Source organism: Candidatus Villigracilis vicinus (genome assembly GCF_016702885.1).
GTDB lineage: Bacteria > Chloroflexota > Anaerolineae > Anaerolineales > Villigracilaceae > Villigracilis > Villigracilis vicinus.
Genome location: NZ_JADJDD010000010.1, coordinates 17,949 through 43,678, shown reverse-complemented (window position 1 = coordinate 43,678; position 25,730 = coordinate 17,949). Strand labels below are relative to the sequence as shown.

32 protein-coding genes and 3 pseudogenes are annotated in these 25,730 nt (G+C 52.4%); 33 read left to right on the top strand and 2 right to left on the bottom strand.

Features of this window, described 5'->3' with window-relative positions; translation table 11 throughout:
- Positions 1 to 420: a VOC family protein gene (locus tag IPG80_RS10430; RefSeq protein WP_345106161.1), complete on the bottom strand. Its 420-nt coding sequence runs from the start codon at positions 418 to 420 to the stop codon at positions 1 to 3.
- A 77-nt stretch (positions 421 to 497) separates the two neighbouring features.
- Positions 498 to 1,241: an arylmalonate decarboxylase gene (locus tag IPG80_RS10425; protein WP_345106159.1), complete on the bottom strand. Its 744-nt coding sequence runs from the start codon at positions 1,239 to 1,241 to the stop codon at positions 498 to 500.
- 137 nt (positions 1,242 to 1,378) lie between these two features.
- On the opposite strand from IPG80_RS10425, the gene IPG80_RS10420 reads away from it, so the two are divergent.
- The 33 genes and pseudogenes from IPG80_RS10420 (at position 1,379) to IPG80_RS10260 (ending at position 25,700) form a co-directional block, all read left to right on the top strand.
- Positions 1,379 to 2,164, top strand: coding sequence for an alpha/beta hydrolase (locus IPG80_RS10420; protein ID WP_345106156.1), 786 nt, complete (start codon positions 1,379 to 1,381; stop codon positions 2,162 to 2,164).
- 11 nt (positions 2,165 to 2,175) lie between these two features.
- Complete coding sequence (locus IPG80_RS10415) at positions 2,176 to 2,349, top strand: hypothetical protein (RefSeq protein WP_345106153.1); 174 nt, start codon at positions 2,176 to 2,178, stop codon at positions 2,347 to 2,349.
- A gap of 65 nt (positions 2,350 to 2,414) precedes the next feature.
- The gene (locus IPG80_RS10410; RefSeq protein ID WP_345106150.1) at positions 2,415 to 2,825 is read left to right on the top strand and encodes a hypothetical protein; all 411 of its coding nucleotides are present in this window, start codon (positions 2,415 to 2,417) and stop codon (positions 2,823 to 2,825) included.
- A 35-nt stretch (positions 2,826 to 2,860) separates the two neighbouring features.
- Entirely contained in the window at positions 2,861 to 3,565 is a 705-nt protein-coding gene (locus IPG80_RS10405; RefSeq protein ID WP_345106148.1) for a hypothetical protein, read from the top strand.
- Positions 3,558 to 4,181: an N-carbamoylsarcosine amidohydrolase gene (locus IPG80_RS10400; RefSeq protein ID WP_345106145.1), complete on the top strand. Its 624-nt coding sequence runs from the start codon at positions 3,558 to 3,560 to the stop codon at positions 4,179 to 4,181. The genes IPG80_RS10405 and IPG80_RS10400 overlap by 8 nt, the downstream gene beginning before the upstream one ends.
- Before the next feature lie 55 nt (positions 4,182 to 4,236).
- Positions 4,237 to 4,671, top strand: coding sequence for a hypothetical protein (locus IPG80_RS10395; protein WP_345106142.1), 435 nt, complete (start codon positions 4,237 to 4,239; stop codon positions 4,669 to 4,671).
- A complete protein-coding gene (locus IPG80_RS10390) occupies positions 4,668 to 4,958 on the top strand; it encodes a hypothetical protein (RefSeq protein ID WP_345106139.1) in 291 nt (96 codons plus the stop codon). Before IPG80_RS10395 ends, IPG80_RS10390 begins: the two co-directional genes overlap by 4 nt.
- An 84-nt stretch (positions 4,959 to 5,042) precedes the next feature.
- Positions 5,043 to 6,236, top strand: a complete 1,194-nt coding sequence (locus IPG80_RS10385; protein WP_345106137.1) for a CoA transferase — start codon at positions 5,043 to 5,045, stop codon at positions 6,234 to 6,236.
- A gap of 58 nt (positions 6,237 to 6,294) precedes the next feature.
- On the top strand, positions 6,295 to 7,053 hold the full coding sequence (locus IPG80_RS10380) for an aldolase/citrate lyase family protein (protein WP_345106134.1): 759 nt from the start codon (positions 6,295 to 6,297) through the stop codon (positions 7,051 to 7,053).
- 75 nt (positions 7,054 to 7,128) lie between these two features.
- Positions 7,129 to 7,596, top strand: a complete 468-nt coding sequence (locus IPG80_RS10375; RefSeq protein ID WP_345106131.1) for a PPC domain-containing DNA-binding protein — start codon at positions 7,129 to 7,131, stop codon at positions 7,594 to 7,596.
- A gap of 92 nt (positions 7,597 to 7,688) precedes the next feature.
- Entirely contained in the window at positions 7,689 to 8,414 is a 726-nt protein-coding gene (locus IPG80_RS10370) for a GntR family transcriptional regulator (protein WP_345106129.1), read from the top strand.
- A gap of 1 nt (position 8,415) precedes the next feature.
- On the top strand, positions 8,416 to 8,871 hold the full coding sequence (locus IPG80_RS10365; protein WP_345106127.1) for a hypothetical protein: 456 nt from the start codon (positions 8,416 to 8,418) through the stop codon (positions 8,869 to 8,871).
- Positions 8,872 to 8,983: 112 nt separating this feature from the next.
- Positions 8,984 to 9,799, top strand: a complete 816-nt coding sequence (locus tag IPG80_RS10360) for a DUF3891 family protein (RefSeq protein ID WP_345106125.1) — start codon at positions 8,984 to 8,986, stop codon at positions 9,797 to 9,799.
- Positions 9,800 to 9,825: 26 nt separating this feature from the next.
- Positions 9,826 to 10,734 (top strand): hypothetical protein, encoded by a 909-nt coding sequence (locus IPG80_RS10355; protein WP_345106122.1) that lies wholly within the window; start codon positions 9,826 to 9,828, stop codon positions 10,732 to 10,734.
- On the top strand, positions 10,731 to 11,510 hold the full coding sequence (locus IPG80_RS10350; RefSeq protein ID WP_345106119.1) for a hypothetical protein: 780 nt from the start codon (positions 10,731 to 10,733) through the stop codon (positions 11,508 to 11,510). The genes IPG80_RS10355 and IPG80_RS10350 overlap by 4 nt, the downstream gene beginning before the upstream one ends.
- Positions 11,507 to 12,436: a hypothetical protein gene (locus IPG80_RS10345; RefSeq protein WP_345106116.1), complete on the top strand. Its 930-nt coding sequence runs from the start codon at positions 11,507 to 11,509 to the stop codon at positions 12,434 to 12,436. The genes IPG80_RS10350 and IPG80_RS10345 overlap by 4 nt, the downstream gene beginning before the upstream one ends.
- Before the next feature lie 11 nt (positions 12,437 to 12,447).
- Positions 12,448 to 13,578: an aromatic ring-hydroxylating dioxygenase subunit alpha gene (locus IPG80_RS10340; protein ID WP_345106113.1), complete on the top strand. Its 1,131-nt coding sequence runs from the start codon at positions 12,448 to 12,450 to the stop codon at positions 13,576 to 13,578.
- Positions 13,579 to 13,665: 87 nt separating this feature from the next.
- Positions 13,666 to 14,385: a hypothetical protein gene (locus IPG80_RS10335; RefSeq protein WP_345106110.1), complete on the top strand. Its 720-nt coding sequence runs from the start codon at positions 13,666 to 13,668 to the stop codon at positions 14,383 to 14,385.
- Positions 14,386 to 15,204: an SDR family oxidoreductase gene (locus IPG80_RS10330; protein ID WP_345106108.1), complete on the top strand. Its 819-nt coding sequence runs from the start codon at positions 14,386 to 14,388 to the stop codon at positions 15,202 to 15,204.
- A gap of 57 nt (positions 15,205 to 15,261) precedes the next feature.
- The gene (locus tag IPG80_RS10325; RefSeq protein ID WP_345106105.1) at positions 15,262 to 15,633 is read left to right on the top strand and encodes a hypothetical protein; all 372 of its coding nucleotides are present in this window, start codon (positions 15,262 to 15,264) and stop codon (positions 15,631 to 15,633) included.
- A complete protein-coding gene (locus IPG80_RS10320; RefSeq protein WP_345106102.1) occupies positions 15,569 to 16,207 on the top strand; it encodes a hypothetical protein in 639 nt (212 codons plus the stop codon). Before IPG80_RS10325 ends, IPG80_RS10320 begins: the two co-directional genes overlap by 65 nt.
- Positions 16,208 to 16,249: 42 nt before the next feature.
- Positions 16,250 to 16,990, top strand: a complete 741-nt coding sequence (locus tag IPG80_RS10315; RefSeq protein WP_345106099.1) for an SDR family oxidoreductase — start codon at positions 16,250 to 16,252, stop codon at positions 16,988 to 16,990.
- Between the two features lie 9 nt (positions 16,991 to 16,999).
- Positions 17,000 to 18,238, top strand: coding sequence for a hydroxymethylglutaryl-CoA lyase (locus tag IPG80_RS10310; protein ID WP_345106097.1), 1,239 nt, complete (start codon positions 17,000 to 17,002; stop codon positions 18,236 to 18,238).
- Positions 18,192 to 18,383 carry a hypothetical protein gene (locus tag IPG80_RS10305; protein ID WP_345106407.1) on the top strand — a complete coding sequence of 64 codons (192 nt, stop codon included), beginning with the start codon at positions 18,192 to 18,194 and terminating at the stop codon, positions 18,381 to 18,383. The genes IPG80_RS10310 and IPG80_RS10305 overlap by 47 nt, the downstream gene beginning before the upstream one ends.
- A 69-nt stretch (positions 18,384 to 18,452) precedes the next feature.
- Positions 18,453 to 19,481 (top strand): annotated as a pseudogene (locus tag IPG80_RS10300) (aconitase/3-isopropylmalate dehydratase large subunit family protein); the annotation flags it as partial.
- 14 nt (positions 19,482 to 19,495) lie between these two features.
- Positions 19,496 to 19,675, top strand: coding sequence for an aconitase family protein (locus tag IPG80_RS10295; RefSeq protein WP_345106405.1), 180 nt, complete (start codon positions 19,496 to 19,498; stop codon positions 19,673 to 19,675).
- Positions 19,672 to 20,157 carry a 3-isopropylmalate dehydratase small subunit gene (locus tag IPG80_RS10290; RefSeq protein WP_345106095.1) on the top strand — a complete coding sequence of 162 codons (486 nt, stop codon included), beginning with the start codon at positions 19,672 to 19,674 and terminating at the stop codon, positions 20,155 to 20,157. The genes IPG80_RS10295 and IPG80_RS10290 overlap by 4 nt, the downstream gene beginning before the upstream one ends.
- Positions 20,158 to 20,160: 3 nt before the next feature.
- Positions 20,161 to 21,338, top strand: a pseudogene (locus IPG80_RS10285) (CaiB/BaiF CoA-transferase family protein).
- 33 nt (positions 21,339 to 21,371) lie between these two features.
- Positions 21,372 to 22,820 (top strand): annotated as a pseudogene (locus IPG80_RS10280) (dihydroorotase family protein); the annotation flags it as partial.
- A gap of 15 nt (positions 22,821 to 22,835) precedes the next feature.
- A complete protein-coding gene (locus IPG80_RS10275) occupies positions 22,836 to 23,330 on the top strand; it encodes an LLM class flavin-dependent oxidoreductase (RefSeq protein WP_345106402.1) in 495 nt (164 codons plus the stop codon).
- Entirely contained in the window at positions 23,311 to 23,814 is a 504-nt protein-coding gene (locus IPG80_RS10270; protein WP_345106092.1) for a hypothetical protein, read from the top strand. Before IPG80_RS10275 ends, IPG80_RS10270 begins: the two co-directional genes overlap by 20 nt.
- A complete protein-coding gene (locus IPG80_RS10265; RefSeq protein WP_345106089.1) occupies positions 23,811 to 25,094 on the top strand; it encodes an acyl-CoA dehydrogenase family protein in 1,284 nt (427 codons plus the stop codon). Before IPG80_RS10270 ends, IPG80_RS10265 begins: the two co-directional genes overlap by 4 nt.
- A 15-nt stretch (positions 25,095 to 25,109) precedes the next feature.
- A complete protein-coding gene (locus IPG80_RS10260) occupies positions 25,110 to 25,700 on the top strand; it encodes a hypothetical protein (protein ID WP_345106087.1) in 591 nt (196 codons plus the stop codon).
- Positions 25,701 to 25,730 lie beyond the last annotated feature (30 nt).

The following is a 25,730-nucleotide window of genomic DNA, read 5'->3' as shown; positions in this document are numbered from 1 at the left end:
TTATAGCGGCTGAATGTACTCGATCAAAAATCCCCCAGTATCATTTGGATCAAAATAAACCATCTTCTGATGCGGCATGGTGATGATGCCATTCGGTGTCACATGCCCTGGGCGGATGCCTTTGGCTGCCATCTCTTTCACGGCGGAATCAATATCATCCACGGTGAAGCAGATGTGATTGATGCCAACGCCAGAGTTGAAGAGAATATTCTTGAAATGCTCCGAGATCGGCTCGATCAGTTCGAAGGTCAAACCGTCGGCGTGGAAAAAGGCAAATCGAGTGTCAGCAGCCAACTCAAAGGGAGGAATGATGCGGATGTCTTCATCCTGCAAGTCGAACAGGCGTTGAAAATCCGCGACCGATTGCTTCAAGTCGCGGACGATGTATCCGATGTGGCGGAAGGAGCGTTTTGGATTCATAAGAAAAAAGATGAGCCTCCCCCAAAGCCGACTGGGGTTCGTCGGATTTGGGGGAGGTGCCCAAAGGGCGGAGGGGGTTAATGCTCTCTCAACAAACTCCCGCACCCATACACTTTATCGGTGATGCCGTTGTCGCGCAGAGCCATCCAATACGTGGCGGCGTTGATCGCGATGACGGGCTTGCCGAGCCAGCGTTCGGCTTCATCGGCGAGGCTGACCATGCTGAGGTTGGTGCCAACTTGAACGAGCACATCAGCATCTTTGTTGACTTCGATGAGCGCATTGCGAAGTTCATCTTGCGAGACGTTGGCGATCGCGATAGCGGTGGGGCAGCGGAAGCCCTTGATGGCGGTCACGTCGAAACCGAGGTCATTGAAGAAGCGGGTGACGTTCTTATCGCCGATGGGCTGATATGGTGTGACCACGCCGATCTTCTTGGCACCGAATAATTTCAACGCGCGTTCACATGCTTCTGCGCCTGTTGCCACTTTCAAACCGCCCGCCCAATCAGAGATCATCTTGGTGAATTTGCGGTTGCCTTCCACGCCGTCCCAAAATGTTTCGGCGCTCATGCCCATCACCATGTAATCGGGTTCAGCGGTGACGACGCGTTCCACCGCATATTGAATCTCCACGCGGATTTGTTCAAGCAAACGCACAAAGGCTTCGTCGCTATCGAGCTTTTGATCGCGGATGTGAATGCGCGACACGTGCGGCGTGACGCCTGGCACCGTCATTCGATAGAACTCAGGTTCCACGATTGTGTTCGTGCTGGGAAGGATCACACCGAATTTTTTTCTATAGCCGAGTTGGTCTGTCATGGGGGAGGTCTCCTGATATGAAATGATGACGGCAGACGAGTGCCCGCCGACCGCGGTCTGCCGTCTATCGTCCGCGGTCAATAATTAACTTGACTAACAACTCTAAATGTTATAACATTATAACATTCTGGAGAGAGATGTCAATTATTCGCAAAAGCTATGCCGAAACATCCGAAGGGCAAGTCCATTACCGTGAGGTGCATCGCGTCTCGGGTACTCCGCTTGTCTTGCTTCACCAAACTGCCAGCTCGGGGGTGATGTTCGAACCGGTGATGACTCTCCTCTCAGACTCGTTTCACACTCTGGCATTGGATACCCCCGGATTCGGCGCCTCTTTCCTACCCCCAAGCGGATTCAGCATCCGATATTTATCAGACTCCCTTTATGCCGCTCTGCACCAACTCGGTGTGGAGTCTTGTTTTATGTTCGGGCATCACACGGGTTCTGCCATCGCCGTGCAGATGGCGCATGACCATCCCGACTTTATTCAGAAGATGGTCTTATCGGGTGCGCCGCTGTTGAATGAAGCGCAGATCAACGGATTGAAAGCCAGCCTGAAACCATTTGCAATTGCAGAAGATGGCTCACATCTCACCCAAGTCTGGGAGCGGATCCGTAAACGAGATTCAGCTTTGGCGTTGGAAACGGTTCATAGAGAAGTCCTCCTCACCCAGTCCGCGAGAGAGGCGGCGCAGAGCGCGTTCCAAGCCGTGTTCGACCAGCCCTTCGCGGAGCAGTTATCCGCGCTTGAGATTCCAATCCTTGTGATGTCTGGTGAAAATGATACCTTGCGGGCAAGCCTCGAACCTGCGTTTTCCATCTTGAAGAACGGCGCGATGAAATTAATTCCGAATCAAGGTCCCTACATCTGCGACCAAAATCCGCAAGTGGTGGCAGATGTGCTCAAAGATTTTTTATCGTAGAGGAGAGAACCATGCTAACCGTTTTGTACTTCATCCTTCGGGGCTTGTTTGGCATTTCTCTGACCTGGCAGGCATTTGGGGCTTATCAAAAAAATCGTTCGTCGTATACACTGCTTCTTCTGATTGTGCTGGCTGGGCTTGCCTATGATGTGTTCATGATTGCGGTGGGCACGATTTGTGGGTGAGGGGAATTTGCTGAAGGCGTTGAACTCCAGGTCGTTTCATCGTCCATGCGCTCTTAACGCCCGCGATGATGATCTTCGGCTTTGGTGTCTTGCGAAAGGCGGGAGTGCAATGGGCGCAAAGCGGAACGACGCATATTGTTTTGTGTGTATTTGTGACTTTGCTGATCGCCCTCGGCGCATATTCCGATATTATTCAACTTGACCTGCAATCGCGCATCGTGGCGGATACGTTGCGCTATGTCAACGAAGGCGGCATCAAAGGTCCGCCCATCCCTGCGGTTTTGTCGATCATCTTTTTGATCGTTGCGGGCATTTCGTTGTGGCGAAAAACGGGCTGGCAATGGCTCACATGGGGCGCTGTGGTGATGTTCATTGCGGCTGGCATGGGCATGGGCGACATTTTCTACATTGGCAATCTTGGCGAAGTGGCGCTTGGCTTTGCAAACCTGCTGACCGCGAGAAAGTTCCTTTCTTGATTACTGATAACTGTTCACTGCAATAGGAGACTCTTATGGAAACCTACACCCTCGGGCTTGCCCTTGAAGATTTTCTTCCAGTTATTTTTTCTTCGATCGGCTTGTACTTCGTCAGCCGCATGGTGAAGAATGTAAATGCCCGTCTCGGTCAAATGGCGACCATCGGTTTTATCTTGGTAAGCATTGGCGGTTTTCTCAAAGCGACATGGAAACTCACCATGGCGGCAACCAACGCTCAGACCAATATTGCATGGTTCGATAAAGGCATGTTCATGTGGATGTCTGTCGGTTTCACCTTGCTGGCGTTTGCGCTCTGGTTCATGAGCGAGATTCGCAGTGGAAAACGTCAGCTTGGGCGCATTTGGTTGGGACCTTCCATTGTGCTTGGGTTGAGCCTCGTCGCTATCCTCTTCACTGGCTTCCCCGACCTGACCGTCAATACATGGCGTTTTATTTTGCTTGGCGTGATGACCATTGGCAATGTGGTCATGGTTGTCTTGCTCATTCAACAGGCGCGCTATAACAACTTGAATAAAATGGCGTGGCTCTTCCTTGCGAATATCGTCATTGTCTTCGTCCTCAGTGGACTCGCCCGTATGCCAGACCAATCCATTCCGCTGCAATGGACGGAACAATTGTTGAATACGTTCGGGCAAGGCGCATTCGCCTATGCCGCATGGAAACTGGCTGGAGTTATCTCTTCCGAATCCGTGACAGCAACAGGACAAGTCCGTGTCTGATCTTGAAAGCAACTACAAAGGCGTCTTCGACGGTCGCCTCGGGTTTGGAAGACGCCCCGCGCTCCTAATCGTGGACTTCATCAATGCCTATGTGACGGAAGGTGCGCCTCTTTTCGCGCCCGATGTTGTTACTGCCGTCGACGAAACGATTCCACTCCTCAGCCTTGCCCACGAAAAGCAGATTCCCGTCTTGTACACGAAAGTGCTCTATAACAAGAACTTCCGTGACGGAGGCATCTTCATTCAGAAAGTCCCTGTGCTCAAGACAATGGTCGAAGGCGAGCCGCTGGCAGAGATTGTCCCGCAGCTTACGCCCATCGAATCGGACATTATCATCGTCAAGCAATACGCCTCCGCCTTCTTCGGCACCTCTCTCGCTGCCACCCTCACCTCCCTCGGCGTGGACACGATTCTCCTGACAGGCTGCTCCACCTCGGGTTGCATCCGTGCCTCCGCCGTGGACGGAATGCAATACGGCTTCCGCGTCATCGTCCCCCGTGAATGTGTGGCGGATCGGCACCCAGGTCCGCATGAAGCGAATCTGTTCGACATCAACTCGAAGTATGGCGATGTGGTGTCGAAGGCGGAAGTGGTGGAGTATTTAAGGGCTCTTTGACCATTGACGATGGACCATTGACCATGGTCTGTCGTCAATGGTCCATCGTCGAATTATGCATCCCATCTTCTCTCCCTTCTGGACCTTCACCAACTCCGCAATGGATTACTTCCTCTTTGTGTTGATTGGCTTGCTTTTATTTCTGACCATCACTTTGCAAACCCAAGCGCGGACAATCACTGGCTACAGTCCGCGCCTGGCGTGGATTCGCGGCGGCATCTACTTCACCAGCGGATTCATCCTCAGCATTCTGACAGGCGTTCTGCCTGCACTGTTCAGTAAGCCGATTGCAACTGCTGAACAAGTTTCAAATCTTTATTGGTGGCTTTTTACCTTTTTGTGCATTAGCGTGATCTACTTCGCCTATTTTTATCTCTGGGTAAAAGGCACCTCACACACGGACGCGAACTGCACCTGCCGCAGGTTTTATTCTTCGGCTTGTTTTGGGGACTTGGCGAAGGTCAAGTCTTCCTCTCTGCCTGGGCAGTGACCGAAAAATTCATCAGCAACGTCTGGTTGACTGCATTGATCACCTTCCTCATAGTTGGCACCTTCAAAGGATTATGGCAAAGCCAATACTGGGATATTCACGTTGCACCCGAACACAACATCCCTGAATGGAACTTGAAAAAAGTTTTATTCGGTCATATCCCAAATTTGATCTGTACACTCTCGTATCTTGCCGTCTTCGGCAATGCGTTGATCTTTTTGCTTTTACAAACCGCAGGGTTGATGTATATGACCTATCGTATGCGCTTCCCTGCTTGGAGAGATTAGTAACTGGTAATTGAGATTGACGCTTCAATCTCAATCTCCATTCTATTTACCAATTTACAACACTTACAAACACAAGGAACCCCAATGAAAGCCCTCCAAGGAATTCGAATTCTCGACCTCACTCACATGCTCAGCGGACCTTACGCAGGCATGATCCTCGCCGACCTCGGCGCGGAAAGCATCAAAGTGGAGCCGCCCGTCACGGGCGAAGGCACACGCCGACTGTTGGAAAAAGACCCGAAGAACAGCCTCAACGGCTTCGGCGCCTATTACATGACGCTCAATCGCAACAAGAAAAGCATCACCCTCGACCTCAAATCGGAAAAAGGCTTGCAGGTTTTTTACGAATTGGTAAAAACTGCCGACATTGTCTTGAGCAATTTCAGCGCAGGCGTAACGACGCGTCTCAAGATTGACTACGATCATCTGTCCAAGATCAACCCGCGCATCATCACGTGTACCGTCACTGGCTTCGGCGAAACGGGACCCAACAAAGACCGTACCGCTTTCGACATGGTCGCACAAGCGATGGGTGGCGGGATGAGCATCACAGGTCAGCCCGATAACCCGCCCACACGTTCGGGCATTCCCATCGGTGACCTCGGCGGCGGACTGATGGGCGTCATCGGTGTGCTCGCGGCATTGCAGGCACGTCACACCACGGGGCGCGGACAACACGTGGATATCTCCATGCTCGACGCGCAGATCAGTCTGCTCAACTACATGGCGACCATGTATTTCCTTTCGGGTGATATTCCCGACAAACTCGGCAATGGACATTTTGTACACGTCCCATACGATACCTTTCAATGCTCCGATGGCTTTATCATCATCGCCGTCATCACCGATAATTTTTGGACGGCGCTCATGGAAGTTGTCGACGCGCCTGAACTCAACACCGAAGAGAACAAAGGTCAGCCTGGGCGTTGGAAGAATAAACTTCTCATCAATCAACGCCTCAACGAGATTCTTTCCACCAACACCCAGAAGCATTGGCTCGACAAAATGCAAGCCAAACGCATTCCCTGCGCGCCCGTCAACAACATGGCGCAAGCCCTCGCCGATGAGCAAGTCCTCTCACGCAACATGGTCATCGAAGTCGAGCATCCGCTCGGCGGCAAAGCGAAGATGCCTGGTAACCCAGTAAAATTATCCGACACCTACGAAGACACCTTCTCGCCGCCGCCCACACTCGGTCAACACAATGATGAAGTGTATGCTTCCATTGGCTTGACGGCTGAAGATTTGAAAGCTTTGCAAGATAACGGTGTTATTTGAATATTTGACCGCAGACGATTGACCGGCGGTCTGGTCCGTCGTCTCGCCAGGAGTTTCCATGTTCATCCAAGAAAATCGCCTCAAACTTAAACTCAAAGCTGGTCAGCCAGCCTTTGGCGTGATCTCCACCTCGGCCGATCCGCAGCTCGCCGAGCTCTTCGGCTTGGCTGGCTTCGACTACTACATGCTCGACGCCGAACATGGACTGCTTCACCCCGACCAGGCTGTCAACGTCATCCGCGCCTGCGAATTGACGGGCATGACTCCTCTCGTCCGCATCGGACCGAAAGACCCGAAACTCGTCCTGCAATATCTCGATGCAGGCATGCTGGGTGTGATGATGCCCGACCTGAGAAATGCGTCAGAGGTGAAAATGCTTGTGGATGCAGTGAAATATCCACCCGTTGGGAAAAGAGGCGTGGGCATTTCGCGCGCATCCAAATACATGGCATACAGTGGGGGAGCAGAGAAATACATCCAATTTGCCAACGAACAGACCATGGTCATCCCGCAATTCGAAGACCCAACCCTGCTCGACGACTTCGAAGCCATGATCTCCCAACCGCACGTGGATGCCGTCGTCATCGGTCCGCGTGACCTTTCGCTCAACATGGGCTTCCCCGATGGACCCAACCACCCCGAAGTGCAAGAGATGATCGACAAGGTAATTGCCGTTTGCAAGAAGGCAGGCGTCGCGGCGGGAATCACCGCAGGCGTGAAAGCCGACTCCGACAACATGATCGCCCGCGGTGCGACGATGATTCTCGGCATTGCTCAAGTGTTGATTATGAACGGCGCGAAGACGTTGATAAAATGACGGCAGACGACCGACCGCGGTCAACCGTCGGCGGTCAGCGTTCAATTACCAATTACTTCTCTAAAGGACTCAACCATGGCAATCTCACTTGCACACGTCAACACCAAAGCGACCCGCGTCTTCATGGGAACGTTCACCAATGGCGAAGTGATTCACGCTGCGTTCGCAAAGATCGCGGACGCTGAAGATATCCATGCCGCTACCTTTGAAATGCTCGGCGGTTTGACCGAGGTGGAATTCACCGAATATGACTTCATCAACAAAATGCGCAGAGAGCCGTTGGTCTTTGCCCGACCGTTGGAAATACTTTCGGGTCATGGAACAATTTCCAGATTAAAGAATGAGCCGCATGTCCACACACATCTCACACTGTCGTTTCGGGATGAGTCCGCACCGAATGGGATCTCAATTATCGGTGGTCATGCCGCTCGTGCGATTGCTTTCGCTGTCGAATTTACATTGACTGTTTATGATGGCGTGCCAGTGAATCGCGCCATGCACGAGGGGACAGGATTGCAACTTTGGGATCTCCCCGCTTTTTAGCCTGACACCGAAAAACCTGACACTTGACACCTCATCGGCAAATAGGTATTATTGTTATAATGTTATAACATTTAGCCAGAAATCAGGTTCCCATGCCAAAAGTTGACCGAAGTTCACCTCTGCCCTTGCATTACCAACTCAAACAGCACCTGCTCGAAAAGATCGAGTCGGGTGAATGGAAGCCGAATGATCTCATCCCCTCTGAACAGGAAATGCAGAACTCGTTCGGCTTGAGCCGCATCACGGTGCGTCAGGCGTTGAGTGACCTCGTCTATGAAGGCTTGCTCATTCGCGAGCGCGGACGCGGCACTTTCGTTGCGCCGCCCAAGATGACTCACAGCCCCGAAGAACGCAAAAGCCTGACCGAGTTCATGACCGAGAAAGGCATCAAGCCAGGCTGGCAGGTCATCGAAAAAGGATTTGTCGAAGCCAATAAAGAAGTGGCATCAAATTTGAAATTGCCGCACAAGACGCGTGTCTATCGCATTCGCCGCTTGCGCCTGGCGGCAGATGAAGCCATCGGGCATCACACGGCTTATTTGCCAGAAGCCGTTTCAGGTCAAATAAATGAAGCGGGGCTTTTGGAAGGCGGATCGCTCAACTACATCAGCCACATCCCGCAGATGGCGACATCCCATGCGACTCGTTCCATCGAAGCCGTTGCCGCCTCAGACCTCGACGTGAAGCTGCTTCACCTTTCTCAGGGTTCACCTGTGCTGATGATTCAACGCGTGGTGTTGAGCGCCGCTGGCGAACCGCTGGAGTTCTTGCAAGCGCGTTATCGCGGCGACCGATTCAAATATCAAATTGGAGATTAACATGACGAAGACTTACGGCGACCCGAAATCAACCATTCCATATCAATGCTTCATGGGGCGATGGGAAGGCTTGTGCAAAACCTTCAGCCCGAAGGGCGACTTCATCGAATCCGCTGCGGTGCATATGGATGTGTCTTGGAACGAAGTGGGTAAGAGCTGGCATTTGATGGAAGACTTCGAAAATCTGTACGAAGTGGGCAAGACCGTCTTTCATTCTGACATCTCCACCGACGGAAAATTTTGCTGGGCGACCAGCGAGCAGTTGAGTCTGCATGGCACCGAACTTACGCCGTATAACTATGTCTTTACCATCGACAGTAAAATTTCACACACCATCGTTCATAACAATCATTACTTCATCGACCCCAACAACCGCCGCATCATCACGCATAAACTGCGCGAAGGCAAGACGCATATTTTTCAGATTCAGGATTTTGTGAGAATACAGCAACCTTAAATTCTCGTCATTGCGAGGGCGGTGTTCTTCCGCCCGAAGCAATCTCCAAGCGTATGTACGAGATTGCTTCGTCGGGCTATCGCCCTCCTCGCAATGACGAAATGGAGTCATTATGATTATCCAGACCGCCATTGAAGGCAAGCCCAACTTCGCCATCGAACAACCTGACCATACGCGCACCTGCGGTCAACTCGCACGCGCATTTGGCAACGCGGACTTTGCTCAACCCACGCCGCGTGACCTCGTCGTCTACATCGTTGAACATCACGACGAAGGCTGGGCGTCCATCGACGCGCTGCGTGAACAATCACCGACCACGGGTTTGCCGCATCACCTCACGCAAACGCCCATTCCATATCTCATCCAAACCAGCAAAGGCTCGCCCGAGTTCAACGAAAAACATCACGCGTATAGCGGCTTGCTCTCGTCCATGCACACCTATGGTTTATTCAATGGACGCTACGGTCTGTCGGATTTTATTTTCATCGACAAGATTTCCGCAGAGCACAAAGCCGCCGCGGATGCGATGCTCGCAGATGAACTGACTCGCCAAGCCCGCCTCAAAGCGGACCTCGGAACTGATTCCACCTCCCAAGCTTGGATCGAAGAGAAAGCCTTGTTCAATAACTACAAACTCTTGCAGTTCTTCGATACCTTGGCGTTGTACTTCCACACCACACACACCGAAGGACGCAAGGAAGGCAAATTCCTCAACGTGCCCGATGGCAAAGGGACAGATCACACCATCAGCATCACCCCGCGAGAAGATGGTTCGTATGCTATCTCTCCGTGGGTCTTCGAAGGCGACTCACTCGAAGTCTCTGTTGAAGGACGTTACATCACTGCTCAACCTCAAGGCGCAGACTTCAAAGCCATTTTCGATAACACGCCCAAAGAGAAACAAATCTACCAATTGGTACGTGGGTAATCACCAATTACCAATCACTAATTACTATGAATCAACCCATCCAATTCAAGCAAGGACTTGGTCGCTGGGCAGGCAACGCCGAAGTGTTCGACAGCAAAGGCTGTTTCCTCGGCAACGGCTCAGACTATCGCAATGTGCAATCGCTCCCTGAAGGGCGTGTGCGCATTGATGTGTCTTTCGTTGGTCCCTTTAAGCATAGCGGACATTACTTTATTCAACAGCAGGATGACCACCGCCTGTACGAAGGTCCCGCCAATATCGGATATGCCGAAACACTTAGTGAAAACCTTGTGGATGCCAATGCATATTGGTCAGCACTTGGGTTGAGTCAACGCTTCTTTTTGATGATCGTGGACGGCAATTTGCAACTCTCGCTTGCTCAAATGTCCCGCGGCGAACACATGATGTATGTCGTTGTTGGACAAAACGACCGCGTGCCCGAAGATACCCCCGTCCCACAGCCGACCGTGGTCAGCGGCACACATTACGACCTGCATGATGATCCCACCTCTGGGCGCGGCGAGATTCTTTTTCATCGACCTGGGCGATGGAGTGGTGAACTCTCCGCGTTGGATGGTGAGAGAAAACCGCTTGGCAAGAAACTTTACGAAGAGATCATTACTCCCATCAAAGAAGGCATGTTGGGTTTACGCATCGAAGGTGGTGCTTTCGGACCCGAAGTCCGCAAGATGTCACTGGTTACGAATCAGTGGCAGGCGTGGGCAACGGACGACTCGGAAATCGTCGGCAGTTACTCTCTCAGTGGTGGACGTGCTCTCAGCGGACAGTTCTATCATCGTGAAGCGCATCTGCGCTGCTGGCGGCGCGAAGTGGTGACGCTCGACGGTACACGCAAAGCCGTCGTCCAACATTGGTATCGTGGCGGGCAGCGAGTTGGCTCACAGTTTGGTGTGATGGAATTCGAGTCTGCATGAATCAACCATCCTTCCTCGGCGACTGGCTCGTGAGCGAATACGTCTACACTCCTGCAGGCGAATATGCGGGTGTGATCCATCAACGCCGCAAGCTCCAGCCGCAGGGAGATGTGATCCGCGTGATCCAGATCTGTGAGCCTGTCAAAGTTGCGCATGGCCTATCCGGGCAAGCGGAGGAAGTTGTAAATGTCATGAACAAACGTGTGGGTGAGTTTGTTTTTGATCTGAAGATCGTTGGCAAGGCTCGGCATTATCTCGGTGAAGATGTGGTCGGCGGCGGGTTCTCCTGGAAAGATGGCGTGCTGACCGCGCGTGGCATGTGGACTCACTTTGGCTATAACTTCACTTCTTTTTCGATATTGGTCAACCCGAATAGGCAAGTTACTGGCGGAAAGTTTTTCATTGCCAATGAAGAAGTTGCGACCATCGTCGGTGTTGGCGTCCCTGAGAACGAAGGCTATCCGATTTTGAAGCCGACCACTCCAAGCGGCGATTATCACGGTGAACGATATTTGATCTCACCCGAAGGTGAGTTGCTCGAAACCATTGCGATCACTGCCAACGATGTGACCTTCAACGAGACCGAAGGCATGCGTGGACGTCAAAAGCAATACGGCGCCTTGCGCGAGATCGAAGCCGTGACTACTCCTGGTGAAACGGTCTCATGGCTGGAAGTGAACGACGAAACGACAGGCATGGTCGCTGGTCTGTGCAAATGGAACCGCGACGAAAAACTACATCATGTGCATGTATATCTTTTGAGGAAATCTTCGTGATTCGCGCCCTCTTCCACGCCACGACTCTTCCGAATGCCAGTGCACCGTATAACGTGCTGCATTTGAAAGTTTATTATCCTGCCGCGCCGACTAACAGCGACGCGGAACGGATGAGTGGCGTGATTTCCGCGGATAAAACGTCCGCACCGATGCCAGTAGTGATCTTCTTCAATGGCATCAACGTGGGCATCGAGAGTTATCACTGGTTGGCGGTGAAACTAGCGGAAGCAAATATTGTCACGGTGATGTACACGCATGTGGCAGAGACATTGCCCGGCGTGATCGGGCTGACGCCTGCGATTGATTTATCGAAAGTGAAACCTGACACGTATGGAAGCGGCGCAACCTGCCCTGCAATTCAACCGATTCTCGATTCGCTGATGCAGTTGAATAGCGACGAAAAGAGTCCGCTGTGTGGGGTGATGGATTTGAACAACGTCATCCTTGGCGGACATTCTGCGGGCGGCACGGTCGCTTTGCAGAACGCGCAATTCTTTGCGCAGGTGAAAGCGGTCTTTGCGTATGCAGGGCATACGATGGCATCTACGATGTTGGGATTTGCAACGAACACTGTATTGAGTGTGGGCAGCAAGTCAGTGATGTTGATGCGCGGTGATAAAGATGGCGTGATCGCGGCGAGCCGTGTCCGCTATGGGACGGAGGGGCAGAGTCAAGACCCAGTGGAGAAAACGTTCGACGAAGCGTGTCAACCGTCGGCGGGGGAAGAGGCGTGGGACGTCCTCTTGCAAGGCGCGAATCATTTTGCCATTGCACATCCGCTGGACGAGACGACAGGTCGCTTCTTCCTGGATATGGAAATGATAAGACCTGCGGAGCAAGTGCGCGAGCAGATCGCAGGGCTTGTGTTGGCATTCATCAAGAAATCGGAATTACGGACAGAACAAACTGTCATTCGAAAAAAATAAAGGAGAGAAACATGCTAAAGAACTTTTGGTGGCCGTTGGAATTTTCGCACGTTATACAGAACAAGCCGATCCGCGTGACGGCGTTGGAGCAGGAGTTCGTGTTGTATCGCACGCCTGATGGTGTGGCGCATGTGTTGAGTGATCTGTGTGTGCATCGTGGTGGGGCTCTTTCAGATGGCTGGATGCAGGGCGATTGTATTGTGTGTCCGTATCATGGTTGGGAATATAAGGCGGATGGTTCATGCACGAAGATTCCTGCGCACCCTGACTTACCTGTGCCAAAGAAAGCGCGCGTCGATTCATACCCGACTGTGGAAAAGTACGGCTACATCTGGGCTTTTCTCGGCGATCTCTCTGAAGCCGAACGTCCACCTTTGCCTGAATTACCTTATTTTGATGACCCGAATTTCAAAGTCGTACGCGGTAATTTCGAATGGCCTGTCTACTACGAACGCGCGCTCGAGAACAGCATGGATGCGGCGCACGCGCCCTTCGTGCATGGCGGCGCATTTGGGAATCGTGAAGAACCCGATATCCCTGATTACGACATCGAAGAACATCCGCCCATTGGCGCGACGATGACGGTAACGCTCAAACCCCCGAAGAAGAACATGAAGGGATTTTGGAACCGTCTTTATAAAGAAGAGCGCCCTGGTGTGAAGACCCGTGCAGGGTTTTGGATGCCCTGCATGACCCTGCTCGAAGTGAACCTGCCGATGGGACAGATGATCCTGTTCAACTTCCACATTCCTGTGAATGAATATAAGACCATCACCAAGTGGACGCAACTGCGCACTTTCTTCAAAGGCAACTGGGCAGATGGCGACGCGCTCAAGCGTGTGCTGAAGATCTTCAATCAAGATTATCCCATCGTGCTTTCGCAGCGCCCCGAACTGTTGCCCTACGACATCGGCGCGGAACTTTCGGTGAAGAGCGACGGCATTCAGATCGCTTATCGCAAGATGCGCAAAAAGTATATCGACATGGGCTGGCAGATCGATGTTCATCGCATCAAGAAGGAATATGGTCGCCAACATGCGGTGGTCATCCCGTCGCCTGCCCGCAAGGAAGTGCCCGAACTCGCCAAGGCATGGGTGTTGAACGAAGTGCCGACGGTGGAAGCGAAGAAGTCGGACGATTGACGATAGATCATTAACCGCAGAACTTCATGGTCTATCGTCAATGGTCTGTGGTCAAAATTGAATTCAACTTTATCGGAGATTAACTACATGTCCCTGCCCCAACAACTTTCGCTCGGCGCTTTAGAGAAGATAAAAACCCGCTTCGGACTCACCGAGGTCGGGTCGCCATACCTGAGCCTTTCCTCACCGATGAGCCCTGCTCCCGTTGGCAGTGTCCGTTTGTTTGGCGGAGATAAGGTGCATAAGATGGTCTATATCGGCTTGGTCGTTCCGCCCATCGGGCTGGACTCGCATATGATCTTTGCCTTCACCAAGCCTGAGAGCCACATCCCGCACTTCACACTGGACTCGGTGATGGCGGGTCCGCACTTTGCTTTCCACCTTGACCTGATCCCACGTGCAGATTTGGGCGCGAACCTCAAATATCTCAATGCCGTGTTCGATACCTTGACTCCCATCTTTGATGAAGCCAAGAAGATCGAAGGTCTAACCGCAGCGCAACTCGGACCCAAGCAATACGCTCTCATGTCCCCGTGGATGTTGGCGTATCGCGCAAGCGAATCTGCGTTCGAGCAGATTCAAACTCCCGTGAACGGCTATCTCGATCATTGGTTCAACCTGGTCGAGAACGGTGTCCCTGCGGATGCTGTCCCTGTAGGTGATTTTGCCGCGCGAGACCAACTCAACCGCAACGCCATCTTCGACCCCGAAGTGGACAAGGTTTGGGCGCAGGTGGAACGTCTGGTTGGTGCAGAGACGGGCGCGAAATTGCGCGAGATTTTGAAGAACCAGAGTGTAGAGAAATAGATGGCAAAGACAGTTGTCGTTACTGGCTCCACCCGCGGAATTGGTCTTGGGCTTGCTAAAGAATTTCTCAAGCGTGGATGCAACGTCGTTGTATGCGGACGGTCACAAGTCGGTGTGAACAAGGCTGTAGAGCAGTTGGCTGCTGAGGCGGGCGGAGCGAATCTGCTTGGGGTGCGGTGCGATGTCGCTTCGTTCGAGCAGGTTCAGGCGTTGTGGGATGCGGGCGCGAAGCGTTTCGGTCGCATTGACATCTGGATCAACAACGCAGGTACGACGACCAATCCGCTGCCGTTCGGTCAACTCGAAAAAGATGAGATCGATGCGACGCTTTCGACCAAGATTTTTGGCTCACTGTATTCGGCGCATGTCGCCATCAACGGCATGTTGAAGCAGGGCGGCGGTGATATTTATTTCACCGAAGGCATGGGCGGCAAGGGCGAAGTGCAGGAAGGTGTGGCAATGCTCGGCACGGGCAACGCGGCTGTGGTCTATTTTGTGAAGGCGCTGCGCAAGGAATATGCTGGTTCGAATGTTCACTTCCATACGTTGCGACCTGGCATCAATGTGACGGAACACTTTCTGCACGGCGTGGAATATCTCGATGAAGCGCGCTGGGAACGCTCGAAGCGTGTGATCAATATTTTAGGCGATACACCTGAAACCACCACGCCGTGGCTTGCGGATGCGATCTTGAAGAACGATAAGAAGGAAGGTCACATCGCGTGGCTGACGCCGATGAAGATCATGCTGCGGTTCATGACTGCTAGCTTCAATAAGCGAGATCTGTTTGCGGGATATGAAAGACCAGTAAAGAATTGAATATCTTGCTGACGGCTTAAGAAAACACCAGATACCCCTCTGATAAGGACTCAGGTAATGACTGACAACAACCAACCCTCCAAATGGCAAAAGAATATCGAAGGTGAGTGGCACGGATATCCGTCCATCTTTGATGTGAACGGCAATCATAGCGGATACAACAAGGTCTATCGCTCGTCCACGTTCGTTGATGGGAAGACGACTTACATGATGAACACAAAGATCCAGCATGGGCAGGGTCCGCTGCTGCCACGGCTGGAAGTTTCGGATATTTTTCTATTTGGCGTAGTCGACAGTGACCAGGATCGCATTTATCTTGGTCCCGATTTCATCGGCGCGGGTCACCCGTATGGGACGCTTGTGGATGCCCATTACTACTCCCCTGGTTGGACGGGTGATCTTGAAGACGATGGTGCATATCCTGCCTGATGGCGAGACGCAGGTGTACTCATCGCTTTTGTATGATGGTCCCACCATTTGTTCGGTTTTCAATGGCATTTACAAAGTCGCGTTTGATTACCACTCCAACCCCGAAACCAAAGCCCGCATCGATGCCTTCTGCGAGACCGAACGCGTCAACGGACTCAAGCCGCATATTCTGCCTTCGAAGAAATCTGGCGCATGGGATGGCGAGATGATTGTCTGCGGGGCAGACCAGAAGCAGATCGGCGTGAACAAGGTTCATATCGATTACAAGCCGATTGACCTGCTCCGTGCCGAGATGACAGTGGAGATTACGGGCGTATTCAACAAGAAATACACCTTCAAACGCTATCGCAATCATGCCAAGCATTACTTTGAAGGACCAGATGTATTCGGAAACTCAATGGGCTATGGGCGCGCATTGTATACAAGCCAACATTTCTATGGCGAAGCGCTCAAGGTCAAGGGACGTGAATTCATTATTGACGACAACTTCAATATGAGCGTGGTCTGGCAATTTTATAAGTCGGATAAGATGCAGTACACGACGTTTGGTGTGCTTAATTGGAAGGAAGCATGAGCAAGGTTATTGTCATCACAGGCTCTACCAAAGGTATTGGCTATGGACTCGCGGAGGAATTCCTCAAGCGCGGGTCAGCGAGTCGTGGTCAGCGGACGCAAACAAGACGTTCTGGATCAAACCCTCTCGACGTTATCCTCAAAATATAAGGACAAGGTCGCTGGTTGTTTGTGTGACGTGACTAAACTGGAAGACCATGAGCGATTATTTGCCTTCGCCAAGGAGAAATTCGGGCGGGTGGATGTTTGGATCAACAACGCGGGCGTGGCTCATCAGCAGCGCAATTTGTGGGAGTTGTCCAATGAGGTCGTGGAAACCGTCGTGAAGTCGAATGTCTTGGGTTCATTATATGGAACGCGTACGGCATATAACGGCATGATGGCACAAGGTGGCGGCTGGATCTATAACTTTGAAGGCTTTGGCTCCAATGGGAACGTCCGTGAGGGCATCACGCTGTATGGCATGACCAAGGCTGCAATTGCATTTATGGGTAAATCGTTTGCGGCGGAGTTGAAGGGCTCGCCTGTTAAAACTGGGTTGATCCAGCCGGGTATGGTCATCACCGATATGGTGGTAGGACAGTACAGCGATCCGCAGGAATTTGCGAAAGTGAAACCCATCTTTAACATCATTGCCAGTCGATTGGAAGATGTTGTGCCAGCGATTGCTGAAAAGATATTGTCCAATGAAACCAACGGCGCGCGGATCGATCTGCTCCCGCGTTGGAAGGTGATGCTGCGGTTTTTGTCCGCGCCATTTGTGAAGCGCAATGTCTTTGATTAGGAATTATTCATGACCTTTGATCCAAACGATTTCAAACGCGCCATGGGACAGTTCGCTTCGGGTGTGACGGTGGTCACGTCCAAGCATGGCGAGACGCCTATTGGCATTACGGCGAGTTCGTTCACGAGTCTGAGTCTCGACCCGCCACTGGTGTTGGTTTCGCTCAACAAAAAACTGTTCACGCATAACGTCATCGCCGAGAGCGGATATTTTGCCGTGAATGTTTTGTCCGCGCGGCAGCTTGAGATCGGCATGCGCTTTGCGGGCATGAAGCCTGAGATCAAAGATCGTTTTGCTGGGCTGAAGACTCACACGGCAGTGACGGGAAGTCCGCTGCTGCCTGATTCGCTGGCGTGGGTCGATTGCACGGTCTGGTCGATGTATGACGGCGGCGACCATACCATTTTTGTGGGCGAGGTCAAGGACTTGTATGTGTCAGAGTTGGACATGCCCCTTCTTTACCACAACAGGTTATGGCGTCGAAGCGAGGCGATTGAAATCCCCACGGTGCCGATGGAAGTTAATTTGGTCGAAGTCGGGCTGCGGGATGGAATCCAGCGTGAGGAGAAGTTTATCCCAACCGAGATGAAAGTGGAATACGCCTCTCTCTTAGCCGACGCTGGACTCAAGAATATTCAAGTTTCCTCGTTTGTGAATCCGAAGATCGTGCCGCAGATGGCGGATGCTGCCGAAGTGTTTGCGCGTTTGCCCAAGCGTGATGACGTGACCTTTAGCGCGTTGGTGCTGAACATGAAAGGCGTGGAGCGTGCGATCGCGGCGGGTGTGAAGCAGTTGGAAATGGGTGTGCCTGCCAGTGAAACGCTTGCGAAGAAAAATGCCAACACGACCGTTGAAGATGGCATCGCGGAGACTGCCGAGATGGTGAAGATGGCGCGTGAACATGGTGTGAAAGTGCGCGTTGGTGTGCAGGTGGCGTTCGGTTGTGCGTATGAAGGCAAGATCGAACAAGCGAAAGTCGTTTCGATGGCGCGTCGATTTTTGGCGATGGGCATTGACGAACTCTCGCTGGCGGATTCGGCTGGACTTGGAAACCCACAATTGATCCGCCGCGTGGTGCAGGAAGTTTTACCGCTGGCAGGGAGCGTGCCTGTGGTTCTGCATTTGCACGATACACGCGGACAAGGCTTGGCGAATTTGTTGTCCGCGTTGAAATCAGGCGTGACCATGTTCGATACATCGTTTGGCGGACTTGGGCGGTTGTCCGTTCATTCAGACGGCGAAGGGTAATGTCGCCACCGAAGACACGGCGAACATGCTGCACGAAATGGGCATTCAAACGGGCGTGGATATCAAGAAGGTTGCTGAACTCTCGCGCCGCATGGAAGAATTTTTGGGCAAGGAATTGCCTGCGAAGATGCATAAGTTGACCTGACGACAGACAATGGATGACAGACGATAGTGACCATGGTCTGTGGTCAATCGTCCAACGTCGAAAAATACTATGAAACAAACGATTAGCGAAAAAATCCTCTCCCAACACGCTGGCAAGCCTGTGAAAGCAGGTGATATTGCCATTGTCCGCGTGGATGGTGTGATGGCGACCGATGCGACGTCACCGTTTGCGATCAAGGCGTTCCGTCAGATGGGCGGGAAGAAACTTTGGGATAGTGACCGTGTGTCGTTGATCATTGACCATGCTTCGCCTGCCCCGAACGAGACGGTTGCGAATCTGCACAAACTCATGCGCGATTTTTCAGCGGAGATGGGTTGCAGGTTGTACGACATCGGCGAAGGGATCTGTCACCAGTTGATGGTGGAGAATGCACACGTCAAACCAGGTGACCTCTTCCTCGGCGCGGACTCGCATACTCCCACCTATGGCGCGTTGAACGCTTTTGGCATTGGCGTCGGTTCGACGGATTTAGCCGCGACGATGCTGACTGGCAAGACCTGGCTGAAAGTCCCAAAGACCATCAAGATCACATTGAACGGCGAACTGAAAAAAGGCGTGACATCCAAAGATTTGATTCTCTTTCTCGTCAGAGAACTTGGCGTGGAAGGCGCGAATTATCAAGCCGTGGAATTCACAGGCGAGACGATTAAGTCCATGACATTAGCCAGCCGCATGGCGATTGCCAACATGAGTTCTGAAATGGGAGCAAAAACGGGCTTGGTTGACCCGACTGGACTCGACCTTTGGTATCCCTTCGAACCGACCTTTGCCGACAACGACGCAGAATACGTTCGCGAGTTGACCTTCGATGTTTCAGCTCTTCGTCCACAAATTGCCAAGCCACACTCACCTGAGAACGTTGTCGCCATTGACGAAGTGCTGGGCACGAAAGTTAATTATGCCTTTATCGGTTCTTGCACCAACACAAGGCTCGAAGATCTGCATGCTGCAGCACAAGTGTTGAAGGGCAAGAAACTTACCAGCACACGACTCATCATTGCGCCCGCCTCCAAAAAAGTTTTCAATGACGCGCTCAAAGATGGCACGATCCAAATCCTCTCCGATGCTGGCGCGACCTTTATCACGTCAGGATGTGGTCCCTGTGTGGGTTCACATCTCGGCGTGCCAGGGATGGGGAAGTGGTCATCTCATCCACGAACCGTAATTTTCAAGGACGCATGGGCAACCCCAAAGCGCAGGTCTATCTCGGTTCGCCCGCGGTTGTGGCGGCGTCTGCGCTGGCGGGTGAGATTACGGAGCCAACAGAATGACCACCGCTCACGTTTACCCCGTCGACAACATCGACACCGACCGCATCATCCCAGGCAAATACACCAAGACCCTGGATATGTCCGCGTTGGCTTCGCATGTGCTCGAAGACCTCGACTCTGAATTTTCAAAGAAGGTTCAGCAGGGCGATATTCTCGTCGCAGGTAATAACTTCGGCTGCGGTTCATCGCGTGAGCAGGCACCGATCGCCATCAAAGCCGCGGGCGTTTCAGTAGTGGTTGCAAAAACTTTCGCAAGAATTTTTTATCGCAACGCCATCAATATCGGTCTGCCCGTCATCGAAGTGGAACATCACAACATTCAATCGGGCGATTCCATTTCGGTTGACCTTGAGAATGGCGTCGTCACAAATCATACAAAGAACGAAACCTATCAAGCCACCAAAATGCCGCAGCAGATGATCGACATTCTGAACGCGGGTGGGTTGGTGAATTATCTTATCCAACACGGCGACTACGTTTAGCAAATGACCCTTCACACTCTCTCCTCCCTCCGCGTTCTCGAATTCAGCCATGCCGTGCTCGGTCCTGCCTGCGGGCTTGTCCTCGCCGACCTTGGCGCGGAAGTCATTCGCATTGAGCCGCTGGATGGCGACCCGACGCGCAAACTCAAGGGTTTCGGCACGGGCTATTATCCGTTCTTCAATCGCAACAAAAAAAGTGTCGCCATCGATATCAAATCCGAAGCAGGGCGTGAGGTCATTTTCAAATTATTGGAATCGACGGATGTCCTGATCGAAAACTTTGCGCCTGGGACCATGGATCGACTCGGCTTTGGATATGAAGCCCTCGCCTCACGCTACCCGAAGCTTGTGTACTGCTCCCTGAAAGGATTCCTCCCCGGACCCTATTCCTCCCGCCTCGCGCTCGACGAAGTGGTGCAGTTCATGAGCGGCATCGCCTACATGACAGGACCGATCGGTCAGCCGTTGCGTGCGGGCGCATCCGTCATCGATATCATGACGGGGACATATGGCGCGATTGCCGTCCTCGCTGCGTTGCGTGAACGGGATGTGACGGGCAAAGGTCAACTTGTGAAGAGTGCCTTGTTCGAGACCGCCGCCTTCTTAATGGGACATCACATGGCGTACGCAGCAATGACTAAAGAACCTGTCCCGCCGATGCCTGCCAGAGTCAGTGCATGGGCGATCTATCGGACATTCAATACTTGCGAGAATGAACTGGTCTTCATCGGCGTGACCAGCGACAAGCAATGGGTGCGCTTCTGTGAGTCGTTCGAAATGCACGACCTGCTTGCAGATGAACGTCTCGCTACGAACAATGGACGCATTGACCAGCGCGAGTGGTTGATCCCTGATCTGATTCAGCGGATCTCAAAGTACTCCAAAGCCGACGTGCTGAAACGCTGTGAATTGCCGACCTGCCGTTTTCTCCCATCGCCAAACCCGAAGACCTCTTCACGGATGAACAATTGATTCAGGGACATAGTTTGCTGGAAACGATTTTGCCTAACGGCGACACGACTCAACTTCCACGTTTACCGTTATTGCTCGACGACGAAGGCTCGCAGTTAGAGATCAATCCACCCGAGATTGGCAAACATTCCAAAGAAATATTAGCCGAAATTGGAATTGACCAAGCCACTATTGAAAAATTAATTCAAGATCATATCGTAGCAGCCTGAACAATTACCAATTACCAACCACAGGAGTTGTCCATGTACGACTTACTCATCAAGAACACAAAACTTGTCCGCCCGAACCAGACGAATGTGGAAGTGGCAGATATCGCCATCAGCGGGGGGAAGGTTCAGAGGGTGACACCAGCCATCCCTGCGGAAGAGGCGAAAGAAGTCCATGATGCGAAGGGACTTCTCGCATTCCCAGGTCTCGTCGATGGGCATATGCATGTCGGTATCTATTCTCCGTTGGCGGAAGATGCGATCACGGAATCCAAAGCGGCGGCGATGGGTGGGGTGACGAGTGCCATCACGTATTTTCGCACGGGCGAATATTATTTGAACAAGGGCGGCGCGTATAAGGATTTTTACCCTGAGGTGTTGGATATTTCGAAGGGCAGGTATTGGGTGGACTATGCCTATCACCTTGCGCCGATCAACCGTGGACATATCGATGAAATGCCGATGTTGATGAATGATTTCGGCGTGTCGTCGTTCAAGATCTTTATGTTTTATGGCGGGCATGGGTTGCATGGCAAGTCTGACCAGCAGCATAATTTTTTGAAACTCGAAGGCGATGAGAAATATGACTTTGCGCATTTCGAGTTCATCATGCGCAAGTTGAGCGAGATGATCGAAGCGAACCCGAAACAGGCGCCGTACATCAGTTTGAGTTTGCATTGCGAAGTGGCGGACATTTTGAATGCGTACACGTCGATGGTGCAGCGTGATGGCAAGTTGAAGGGACTGCACGCGTATAACGCGGCGCGTCCGCCGCACAGCGAAGGCTTGGCGGTGTTCATCGCTTCGTATCTTGCGCATGAGACCAGTTGCGCGAATATCAATCTGTTGCATCTCACATCACGCAAGGCGCTTGAAGCCGCGTTGATGATGCGCGACTTGTTCCCGCATATCAACTTCAGGCGCGAAGTGACGATCGGGCATTTGCTGCTCGATGTGGACGAACCCAACGGTGTGCTGGCGAAGGTCAACCCGCCGATTCGTCCGCGCGCGGATGTGGAATTTTTGTGGGAGAAAGTTTTGAGCGGCGATGTGGATTGGGTGGTCAGTGACCATGCCTGCTGTTCGACCGAGATGAAATACAACGCCGATCATCCCGATGATATTTGGATGGCGAAGTCTGGCTTTGGCGGCACGGAATATATGTTGAGCGGATTGCACAGCGAAGGCTCCAAACGCGGACTGTCCTTGAATCGCATGGCGGAACTCGTCTGTTGGAATCCCGCCCAGCGTTATGGACTTTTATCAAAGGGTGACATCGCCGAAGGCTACGACGCGGATATTGTTCTGTTCGACCCGAACGAGTCGTTTGTTGTCCGCGCGGCTGAGTCTGAGTCGGGGCAGGGGTACACGCCGTTTGAAGGGCACGAACTCACAGGTAAGGTGAAAACAACATTCGTGCGCGGGAATAAGGTGTATGAGAACGGGAAGATTTTGGGTGAAGCAAAAGGTCAATACGTCAAGCGACCCCTCCGGCGAACAATGAAATTCGGCATCCATTCTCCCTCCTTCATTTATAACGATGCCAACATCTTTGATGGCATTAAGAAAAAAGCCTTGTGGATCGAAGCACACGGCTTTGACTGGTTCTCGGTGATGGATCACATGATCCAAATCCCTGTGCATGGACTTCCCGAAGAGCCGTTCATGGAAGGCTGGACGCTTCTTTCCGCGCTCGCGGCGGTGACTGACCGAATCAGATTATCCACGCTGGTCACTTCGACGTCCTACCGCAACCCCGCACTGCTTGCAAAGATGGTCGCCAATTTAGACATCGTCAGCCACGGACGCGTCACACTTGGAATCGGCGCAGGTTGGTATGAAGCGGAATACAAGCAGTACGGCTTTGAATATCAAGAGAAACCCGCCGAGCGGATTTATCGACTCGAAGAAGCCATCAAGTTGATCAAAACCATGGACGGAAGAACGCGCCACCTTTCACGGCAAATACTTCCATGTGGAGAACGCCATCCTTGAACCCAAGCCAAGTCAGAAACCACATCCGCCGATTCTGATCGGTGGGGCGGGTGAACAACTCACATTGCGCACGGTGGCTCGGGTTGGAAATATGTGCAACTTCATCGGCTCGCCTGAGGATGTAAAACACAAGTTCGAAGTGCTGAATCAGCATTGCGTTAAAGAAGGACGCGATTACAACGATATCGAGCGCACCGTGTTGTGCAATATCCTGATCGCCAAAGACGAATCCGCCATCCAATCCAAATTAGAAAAAGCGACATTGTTCAAAGGGCGTGGTTTGACTGTGGACAGTGCACGAAAATTATTTACCGAGTATCAAGCAGCTGGCGTGCAGATGTTGATTTGCAGTATTTATCAGAACGATGTGGAAACGTTGGAATTGTTGAGTGAGTTGAAGGATGAATTCGGAATTGACGGAACGATCGAAACCACCGAGAATCAACTCTCGCGCATAATAACCAAATATAGGAACCAACCATGACCGAAAAACTAACAGGTGAATTGCTCGTTGAACGAATGACCGAAAAAGAGCGCGGGATCGCGGCGCGGGTGGAGAGCGTGTTGCCTGCGTTGCGGGCGGGCGCGGAGAAGGCAGACGCTTCGGGCGAGTTCCCGTTGGAAAATATTGCGTTGCTGCGTGAAGCGGGTTTGTTCGGCTTGATCGTCCCTGAAAAATACGGCGGGTTGGGCGGCACATTGCGCGACCTCGCCGCTGCGGCGTTTGCTTTGGGAACGGCTTGCCCTTCAACGGCATTGTGTTTCTTCTTCCATTGTTCAACCGCCTCGCGCGGCTTGCTTGGGCTCGAAGCCATCGAAGCAGGTTTGTTCACTGATGAAGTTGAAGCCAAGCAGGTGCGTGCCTTTGGTGAAAAGCTGCTGACCAAAATGGGCAGTGGACGTTTCCTTGCCAACTTCGCCAGCGAAGAAGCCAAGTCTGCGACGAGCGCGGTGTTGATCTCCACCGAAGCGACTCCCGTTGAAGGCGGCTGGCTGCTCAATGGCACGAAGTCATTTGGCTGCTCCACAGGCGTTGCCGATGAATATTTGGTGCAAGCCAAGATCAAAGACTCAACTGACCTGAACGGACTTTCGATCTTTTTCGTAAGCAGCAAAGCGGAAGGCGTGTCTGAGCGCGCTCACTGGGATTCGATCGGCATGCGCGCCACTGCCACACATGGAATTATTTTGAAAGATGTCTTTGTCAAAACCGAAGACGCGATGACCGTCCCTGGCGCGTTCCTCAAAATGATGCAGATGAGCCGCGGAAGTTATGTCGGCAATCAACTGGCGGTGGTGTGTTTGTATTTAGGCATTGCGAACGGCGTGTTCGATTACACCATCAATTTCCTTTCCAAACTTAAATTTCAAGATACGGGCAAATCCATCTTTGCCGAAAGCGCATTCCATCAGGAATTGGTCGGTCACATGGCAGTGGATCTGGAAACGGGCTTCCTGTGGACACGTCGTCAACTTGAACTTGAAACTTCCGAGACTCCCATCTTGCCGAAGAACAAAGTCGTTGAGCATTGGCGTCTTGCAAAAGGGACGGTTTGCGAATGCGCTCATAATGTCGCGGTCAATGCGCTCAAGGCATGCGGCACCAGCAACACAGGCAATCACGGCGTTATCGCCCGCGGACTTCGCGACCTTGCCATGGGTCTCGTCCAAGCCTTCCCAGCCGAACGCGGACGTATTGAAGCGGCGAAAAGTATCGTCACAGATACAATGCAATCAGGCTTTGCGGTTGCAGAGAAGAAGTAACCTGGAACCTGACCCATGACCCTTGCTTTTCCCCTCGGCTCTGTCGGACACTCCCTCACGCTCATGCGTGGAGTTTGGCATGACCACATCGAAACCTTCAATCTGGATGGAACCCCGCTTCCTCACGACCCGTGGGCGGGTGCGCCTGGCGATTCGCCTTTTGATAATCTGGTCTATATCGACTTCGACGGCGAGAACTACCAGCAGACCAACGTCACCTTTCGCGGCAGACCGTTCCATGCGCGTTCGTTCACGGCAAAGTACAAAGACGGCAAACTCTACTTCGACAAACTCGGACCCGAAGCCCCGCAGCACATCGGCATTTCTGGCGGAGTTGGCATTCTGTGGTTCCTCTCCGAGAACAACACCGACGAACCTCTCAGCCGTTACAGCGAACCTGATTGCATTACGCTCGACGGCTACGACCGCCGCACCCGCATGACCGCCCTCTACCGCAACGGAGTCGCCGTCCGCACACTGACCGCCAAAGGAGTCCGCGTCGCCTCCACCTGCGAACGCCGCGTTGACTTCGACCCCCGTGGCGCGGATGGTCCCGTGCATGATGTAAGAAGTGTGACGAAGGTGTATATGAAGGAAAACGGCTGACGAGACCAGGTTAGACCGCCCAGAAAGATG